Below are 8,263 nucleotides of genomic sequence, written 5' to 3'. Positions count from 1 at the left end.
CGAAGAGCTTCTGGCTCGAATCGATCTTCATCTATCACTCGTTTAGTTTTCAAGGATCAATCATCTTTCAAAGCATCGCTCAGCGGCGACATTTCTTAGACTAACACGAAGCCTATCCATTTGTCAATGCCTTTTTTTCAAAAAACCCGTCGCATCTCGCGGCGACATGAGCAATCTTAGCATGTCCCGCATCCCTCGCTCAACTTGTCCCGCCGAACAAACCGGAACAAATTCCGCAAGCAAAACAAAAGGCTCCCCCCGCACGGTGCCATCTCCTCACACCGCGCGGTCGGAAGCCTCTTTCATCTACCTATCAAAAAAAACTACACCGTTCCGCCGCTCAACAGGAGAATGCGGAAACCGTACGACTCCAGATCGAACGTGCCGCTGTACACCCGATCGGTCAACAGATCCCGACCGCTTACCCCTTCCGGAAGCGACACCCAGTGGTTGCCGCTGCCGTTGTTAAGCAAGATGTAGATCGACTCGTTCTCCGTCTCGCGAACAAACCCGTAGAGATTGTGCAGCGCGTCTTTGTCCACCGCGCGATACAGACCGGTTTGCAGAGCCGGATGCGCTTTTCGAACAGAGATCAACTGTTGATGGAGGCGGAACAACTCGCGGTTCTGCTTCTCCTCTTCCCAGATCATCGTCCGGCGGCAATCCGGGTCGTTCTCTCCGACCATGCCCACTTCGTCGCCGTAGTACACTTCCGGAATCCCCACATAGGTCATCTGGAACACCACCGCCAAGCGCATGCGCTCTTCACGCCCGTTGCAGATCGTCAAAAAACGCGCCGTGTCATGGCTGCCCAGCAAGTTGAACATCATGAAGTTCGCTTGACGCTTGTACATCATCCGCGTTTTGGTCAGCATCGCATCAAAACGATCCGCGCTGATCGTCCGCTTTGCAAAAAACTCAATCACCGCATCGCGGAACAGGTAGTTCATCACGCCGTCGAATTGATCTCCTTGCAACCAAGGCGACGAGTCATGCCACACCTCGCCGATGATCAACGTCTCCGGGTTCGCCTCGCGCACCCGATCGCGGAACGCGCGCCAGAACGCGTGATCGACTTCGTTGGCCACGTCGAGACGCCAACCGTCGATCCCTACTTCCTTCACCCAAAACTCCGCCACATCCAGCAGATAATCGCGCACGTTTGGATTCTCCGTGCGCAATTTCGGCATCGACGCCACATGGTTGGCAAACGTCTCGTAATTCACTTCCTGCATATCGACCGGGAAGCTGTGAATGTGGAACCAGTCGGCGTACTCGGACGCCTCCCCCTTCGCCAAAACGTCTTGGAAAGGCGGAAACTCCGCACCGCAATGGTTGAACACGGCGTCGAGCATCACGCGGATGCCGCGAACGTGCGCGTTCTCCACCAAACGCTTCAACGTCTCCACATCGCCAAACATCGGGTCGATCGCGTAGTAATCGGCCGTGTCATACTTGTGCGTGGACGGCGACAAGAAGATCGGCGTCATGTAGATCAAGTTGACGCCCAAGTTCTCCAAGTACGGGAGTCTGTCCAAAATCCCTTGCAAATCCCCGCCAAAAAACGTATGCGGCGTCGGCAACTCGCCCCACGGACGCACGCCTTCCGGATCGTTGTCCGGATTCCCGTTTTGGAAGCGGTCCGGGAAGATCTGATAGACCACCGCACTCTTCGCCCACTCCGGAATCACGAACAAGTCGCGGTTCGGCAAGTACGCCAGTTGGAACCAGCCGGCGAAATCGGCGATGTTCGAGAGCGCCCGCTCCCCGTACCAATACTGCTCCGGCCCGTTGTCCAACAAAAAGCGGTAGCGGAGCTTCCGCGTTCTCGTCTCCACCACCGCTGTAAAGTAATCATAAAATTCATCTGAACCCGCGTAGTTCAATTCTTGAGTTGCATAAGAGCCGGGCAGTTCGAAGCGGTCTTCGTGCACCATATGCACCGATTTCAAGTCTCCGCGCTTGGCGCGAAGTTTGATCAACGCATGATGCGGTCCCAACGCGTACGCGTACGCGCCGTGAGACATGTGAAAAATAGCTTCCTGATTCATCCTCAAGCCCTCTTTCTCTCGGCATTTACCCCCGTCCTCCGCACGAGTGCCTGACCACCAACTGCGTCGGCACGATCACATGCTTCTCCGACGTGGCACCTTCGCGAATCTGCTCAATCAACAGATTGGCGGCCGCGACGCCCAGTTCGTAGATATGCACATCGACGCTCGTCAGCGACGGGTTGGACATTTCCGTCAATCGCACATTGTTAAACCCTACCACCGCAATGTCTTCCGGGATGCGGTACCCAAGCTCTCCCGCCGCACGCATCGCACCGAACGCGAACAGATCGTCGGACGCGACCACAGCGGTCGGGCGGTCCGGCAGCGCAAGCAAACGCGTCATGCCGTGATAGCCGCCCTGTTCCATAAACGAACTCGCAAACATCAACCGCCGGTCCGTCGGAATTCCCGCTTCGTCGAGCGCTTGGTTATACCCTTGCAACCGGTCCCGCGTGACCACAAAGCTCTCGTCGCCCCCCAGAAACCCGATGCGCTGGTGTCCAAGCTGAATCAGGTGGCGCGTTGCTTCATAGCAAGCGGCTATGTTGTCGTTGTTCACCCACGCAATCGGCAATTCCACTTCCGGGCGGCCGATCATCGAGACCGGGAAGGGATTCTCCCGCAACACTTGCATCAGCGGGTCCTGCATGCGCGATGACAACAGCAACACGCCGTCGACTCGTTTTCCGTGAATCATGCGCGTGAGGGAACGAACATCCTCTTTGCCCGAATCGGACGTCGAGAGCAACAGGTCGTATCCCTCTCGCTTTGCCACATCGGTGATGCCGCGCAAGACTTCCGGAAAGAACGGGTTCATAAAAAACTCCTCGGTCGTGCTCGGAATCAGCACCCCGATCGCTTCTGAACTTTTCTTGGCAAGACTGCGCGCCAACATGTTGGGGTGGTACCCCAATTCCTCCATCGCCTCCCGAACAGCACGCTTGGTCTTTTCAGAGATGCGCGGATGGTTGGAGATGACGCGCGAGACGGTGGAAGGGGATACCCCAGCACGCGCCGCAACGTCTTTGATCGTAGCCGTCACGTGTGCCAGCCTCCTCTCCCTGTGAAACCTGATTCTAAATTATCCCTTGACGGAACCCGCCATGAGACCGCCGGCAATCCAGCGTTGCATCAGCGAGAACACGATGACAACCGGTACGGATGCCATGACGGCCGCCGCTGCGAATTGTGTCCAGTTCGCCGCAAACTCGTTCTTAATAAATTGTTGCAAACCGACGGCAAGTGTCAAGTTCTCCGGCGATTTCAAGAGCGCCGAGGACAGCACGTACTCGGAGAAGACCCCGATGAACGAGAACAGGAACACCACCGCCAGCATCGGCAGAGACAGCGGCAAAATCACGCGCCAGAAGATCTGCCAAGAGTTCGCGCCGTCCACGGTCGCAGCCTCGTCCAACTCGCGAGGCAAAGAGTCGATGTAGCCCTTCATCAGCCAAATGTTGAACGCGTTCCCGCCGGCAAAGACGAGAATCAGCGCAGCCAAGTGGTCCATGAGGTCGAGTTTGACCAAGATGCCGAAGATCGCGGAGACTGCCATGAAGTTCGGGAACATCTGCAGAATCAGCAGCGCCATCAAGCCGTACTTGCGTCCGAAAAAGCGCAGACGCGAAAACGCGTACGACGACAACGCGGTGAGGATCGTTTGCAAAACAGCGACAGAGAAGCCCAAGATCAACGAGTTTTTCATCCAGGTCGGGAAGTTCGTCGACGTCAGGACATGCGAGTAATTTTCAATCGTAAAGGATTTTGGAATGAGGTTTTCCGAAAAAAACGCTTCGCCCGACGAGAACGAGGCGGTCAAGACGAAGAACAGCGGCAAGATGGAGGCCAACACCGCAATCCAGATGATGATGCGGGAGATCCACAAGTTAAACGCGTCATATCCCTTCATCTCAGTCCACCTCCTCGAAAGCTTTCGTGAATTTCATATTGATGAAGCTGAGCGTGCCGACGATCAAGAAGATGATCAGCGACAGCGCAGACGCGAGATCGTAACGGTTGAAGGTCAAGGTCATCGAGTACGCAGACGAGACCAAGATGTCGGTATATCCGGCAAACTGCGTGTCCGGACGCGGCGGTCCGCCGCCGGTGATCAGGAACGCGGCCCCGAAGTTGTTGAAGTTAAACGCAAACGAAGAAATCAGGAGCGGCAAGGTCGAAGAGGTCAGACCCGGCAGCGTGACGGAGGTGAACTTCTTCCAACGGCCCGCCCCGTCGATGTCCGCCGCTTCGTAGAGGTCTTTCGGAATGGCTTGCAACGCGCCCAAGCAGACGTTCATCATGAACGGATAGCCAAGCCAGATCGTCGTCAAAACGATCGCGAATTTCGCCCAGTACGGGTCGGAAAGCCACGGAATCTTGGAGATCCCGATCTTGGAGAGCAACAGGTTGATTTGACCAAAAGACTCGTTGTACAGCCCTTGCCATGCGAGGATGGCGATCGCCGCCGGCAATGCCCACGGAATGACGAGGATGGCGCGGTAGAAGTTCGATTCCTTCATCCGCTCGTTGTTCAGCAACACGGCGAGAAACAAACCGGCTAAATACGCGATGCCGGTTGACAACAAAGCATACACGACCGTCCAGATGAAGACCGGCCCGAACACTTTGAAAAACGGACCTGCGATGATTTGCTTGTAGTTCTCAAACCCGACGTATTGGAACGTGTCGAAGTGGTTCAAATTGAAGTTGGTAAACGACAGATAGATCGTGTAAATCACCGGCCCCAAACTGAAGACGGCAATCGTCAGCAGCGCCGGGGACAAGTACGCAAATGGAACCCAACCGCTTTGTTTTTTTAGTTTCTTTGTTCTGGCCACGCGGGTTCCCTCCCTTCTCCTAACGAAATAAGGAGCGAGGCACCAAGTGATGCCCCGCTTGTGATTGTCAAAAAGTGACGTGTGCCGTTATTGTTGCGTTGCGATGCCCTCTTTGATTTGGCTCAGGATGTCAGCCGCTGCTTTGTCAGCCGCGGACTTGCCGGAGGTCACCAGTTTGAGGTTGTTGCCTTCCGGGGTCCATACGGAAGCCATTTCCGGGATGTTCGGCATCGGTTCACCGTTGGACGCGATGTTTGCAAACGCGACTGCGGTGGTGTTGTTTTTGAAGGACGGATCTTCAAGCTGTTTCTTGACAACCGGGATACGAGCGCCCGCGTCGAGGAATTTCTTGGAGCCGTTTTCGGAGATGTACTTCAGCAGGTCCCAAGCTTCTTTTTGATGCTCGGACTTGGTGGAGACGATACCGGTTTGGATGCCGACGAAGGTTTTCGGAACGGTGCCGCCTTCAAGAGCCGGAAGCGGAGCGACGGCGAAGTTCACGCCTGCTTTCTTCACAGCTTCTACGTCCCACGGTCCGGAGATGTAGTACGCGGTCGCTTTGGAAGTGAACTTGCCTTTCGCGATGTCGCCGTTCACGTCAGCCGGCATGAACTTGTATTTGTTGACCATGTCGCTGAGCAACTGGTAGCCTTTTTTCGCACCTTCGTTGCCGAGGCCGATGTCGTTGACGTCCAAAGTGCCGTTGTTGTTCTTGAAGACGTAGCCGCCGTTGCCTTGGATGAACGGATAGGAGAAGTAGAAGTTGTTGATGTCGTACATGAAGCCGTTTTGTTGAGCGGATGCGACGAAATCAGCCCAAGTGGTCGGCGGGGTTTTCACTTTGTCGGTGTTGTAGTAGAGGCCGTAGGTTTCCATGGAGATCGGCATTGCGACTTTCTTGCCGCCAACCGTCGTGCCTTGGAACGCTACCGGCGCGTAATCGGATTCGTTGACTTCGCCGGACGGCAGTTCTGCGAGCAGGCCTGCTTTGGCGAAGGAGCCGAGGTTGTCGTGCGGGAGACCGAAGAGGATGTCCGGACCTTTGCCGGAACGAGCTGCGGTCGCGTAGTTTTGGAATTCCTTGTCGTTGTCAATTTGCAGGGTGACTTCGTTGCCGGTTTTCTGCGCCCATTCTTGCGCAACCGATTTCAGAGCTTCGAACTCGGATTCTTTCCAGTAAGACCAAACGGTCAGCTTGACTTTGCCGCCGGTGGTTTGGCCGGTTTGGGTGCCTTGATCGGCTTTCTTGTCATCGCCGGAGCTTGCGCAACCGACCAGCAAAGAAGCCATGACGCCAGCCGTAGCCAGCACGGATACTGCTTTTTTCCAAGACGTGTTCATCTCGTAATTTCCCCCTTAGACAATGGTACAGCCTGTGGTCTGTAGTAAACGTTTTCACTATATCTGATAGATATGCGCGGGGAGGCAAGCGTTTGCACACCCCGCGAAATTTTTTTGAAACCGCTTCCCTATCTTTCAGTGATAGCGTCGAACGTTCTTCTATCTATGAGTATAGACCGCACGTTTGGTTTGGTCAACGGTTCCGGTCCGCACTTTTTAGTGCAAACGATTTACAGCAGTTGCACCGCTGGAAATCAACACCTGTAGTATGCGAACCGGATCTGTTTTCTATGCAAGGCTTGTTCAAATGGGGTCGAACGGCCAGACCGGACGCTTGATTCGGTGGTACGTAAACCGCGAAAGATCAGGCGAGGCGGGGCCTGGAGCGTCTACTTCAAGGATTTGGCGGGCAAACGGTTCGAACGATGCGCGGAAGTGCCCGCGCGATTTGACGACGATCAGCGGCGTGTCCAGCGGATCGATTCCCGCGTGCCGCAAGAGGTCTGCGTCGTTGCACGGATAGCGCACAGACGTGCACACGATTTTCACGCCGTCGACTTCGAGAACGGCCGTTCTTCCCAGGTGCAAAGTCCCCGGTGCCCAAGGGCCGCGCGCGTGGAATCGCCCGTCGGTCAGCACGCGCACCGTCGCCTGCACCCGCAAAGGCGCGCCGTATTGCGGAGCGAATTTCCCGCCGATCCAAAACTCCCCTTGCGCCCCCACCCCGGCTTCGATCGCCCGCTGCACCGTTTCCGGGTCGTAGATGGCGGCGACCACGGCTCCCTGCACCGGGCGTTTCAGCAGTTCGCCGAGCAAGCCGGTCGTTTCGGACGAGCCTCCGCCAAACGCGTTGTCGCTGATGTCGGCGACGACGATCGGCCGCACCAGCGGGCGGGCGAACAGGGCGTCGTAGGCAGAAAGAGGGTCAACAACATCGGAAGGAGCGACTCCGTACGGCACATTTACGCCGGTCGACAGGCCCGCCCTCCCTTGCGTCCCTTGCGTCCCTTGCGTCCCTTGCGTCCCTTGCGTCCCTTGCGTCCCTTGCGTCCCTTGCGCGTCTTCACTTGCAGGTTCCGCATTCTCCTGCTGCAAAAGCCCCTCGATCACCTCCATCGCCCGCTCCACCGGGATCACGTCTTTCAAAAATTGCTCGCGAATCTCCCACGCCCGTGCGGCGATTTCATCGGAGCACTTCTGCGCGAGTTCGCGGTCTCCGTCGGCGGTCGTGACGACGGAAAGCCCCGCGCCGGGGAAGTCGCAATACGGGAAGCCGCCGAAGATCGACACGTTCACGATGCCCGGCTTTCGCTCCCACTCCTGCGCCAACGCAAACAGCTCCCTCATCGGCCCTTCCGCCGTGCGCATGTTGATCGTCGGCGGCATCATCGGCGGATGCGCGGACGCCGTCACCGGATTCGCCTCCCCCGCAAAGATCCGGCGCAGACATTCCGCCGCTTCCCACGCCCGCTCCATCACGTCCACATGCGGGTTGGTTTTCAGCGCGAACACCCCGTCCGCATGCGCCACCATCTCCGGCGTGATGTTCCCGTGCAGATCCATCTCCAGCAGCAACGGTCGCTCCCCGATCTCCGCCTTGATCGCCCGCGCCAAATCGCCCTCCACATCGTCGACATCCTCCGCCATCATCGCCCCGTGCAAAAACAGAAACACCGCGTCCGGCTGCTCCCGCCGAATCGGCTCCAAAATCCGCTCCTTCATCCACGCGTACATCTCCCGGTCGGTCACGCCCGACGAGCCCGCTGTCGCACAGAGCGTCGGAATCAACTCCCACCCCTCGCGCTCTGCCGTTTGCATGAAAGCTCCGACCGGCGTCTCGGAGCCGGGATACAACTCCAAAATCTCCTGCCCCGTATACAACACCCGCCACACATCCCTCGTTGACCCGATCGGAGAGAAATAATTCGTCTCTTGGTTGATGATCCCGACTGCTATCCGCTTCTTCACTGCAACCAACCCTCCCGTAAAAAATTACCAACTCACTTCGCCGCCGCTCCCCCAAACCCCTTG

General features: G+C 56.8%; 6 protein-coding genes. All 6 read right to left on the bottom strand.

What is annotated here, in order from left to right:
* Positions 1–323 precede the first annotated feature (323 nt).
* Positions 324–2,051, bottom strand: a complete 1,728-nt coding sequence (locus EL26_RS16040; protein WP_038091089.1) for a glycoside hydrolase family 13 protein — start codon at positions 2,049–2,051, stop codon at positions 324–326.
* 25 nt (positions 2,052–2,076) lie between these two features.
* Positions 2,077–3,096 (bottom strand): LacI family DNA-binding transcriptional regulator, encoded by a 1,020-nt coding sequence (locus tag EL26_RS16035; RefSeq protein WP_038091088.1) that lies wholly within the window; start codon positions 3,094–3,096, stop codon positions 2,077–2,079.
* 39 nt (positions 3,097–3,135) lie between these two features.
* Entirely contained in the window at positions 3,136–3,963 is an 828-nt protein-coding gene (locus EL26_RS16030; protein ID WP_038091087.1) for a sugar ABC transporter permease, read from the bottom strand.
* A gap of 1 nt (position 3,964) precedes the next feature.
* Positions 3,965–4,891 (bottom strand): carbohydrate ABC transporter permease, encoded by a 927-nt coding sequence (locus EL26_RS16025; RefSeq protein WP_038091086.1) that lies wholly within the window; start codon positions 4,889–4,891, stop codon positions 3,965–3,967.
* An 87-nt stretch (positions 4,892–4,978) separates the two neighbouring features.
* The gene (locus EL26_RS16020; protein WP_038091084.1) at positions 4,979–6,232 is read right to left on the bottom strand and encodes a sugar ABC transporter substrate-binding protein; all 1,254 of its coding nucleotides are present in this window, start codon (positions 6,230–6,232) and stop codon (positions 4,979–4,981) included.
* A gap of 303 nt (positions 6,233–6,535) precedes the next feature.
* Positions 6,536–8,200: a M81 family metallopeptidase gene (locus tag EL26_RS16015; RefSeq protein ID WP_038091082.1), complete on the bottom strand. Its 1,665-nt coding sequence runs from the start codon at positions 8,198–8,200 to the stop codon at positions 6,536–6,538.
* Between the last annotated feature and the right edge of the window lie 63 nt (positions 8,201–8,263).

Source organism: Tumebacillus flagellatus (assembly GCF_000714935.1).
In the GTDB taxonomy this organism is placed as follows: Bacteria; Bacillota; Bacilli; order Tumebacillales; family Tumebacillaceae; genus Tumebacillus; species Tumebacillus flagellatus.
This window is presented reverse-complemented; position numbering and strand designations above follow the sequence as displayed.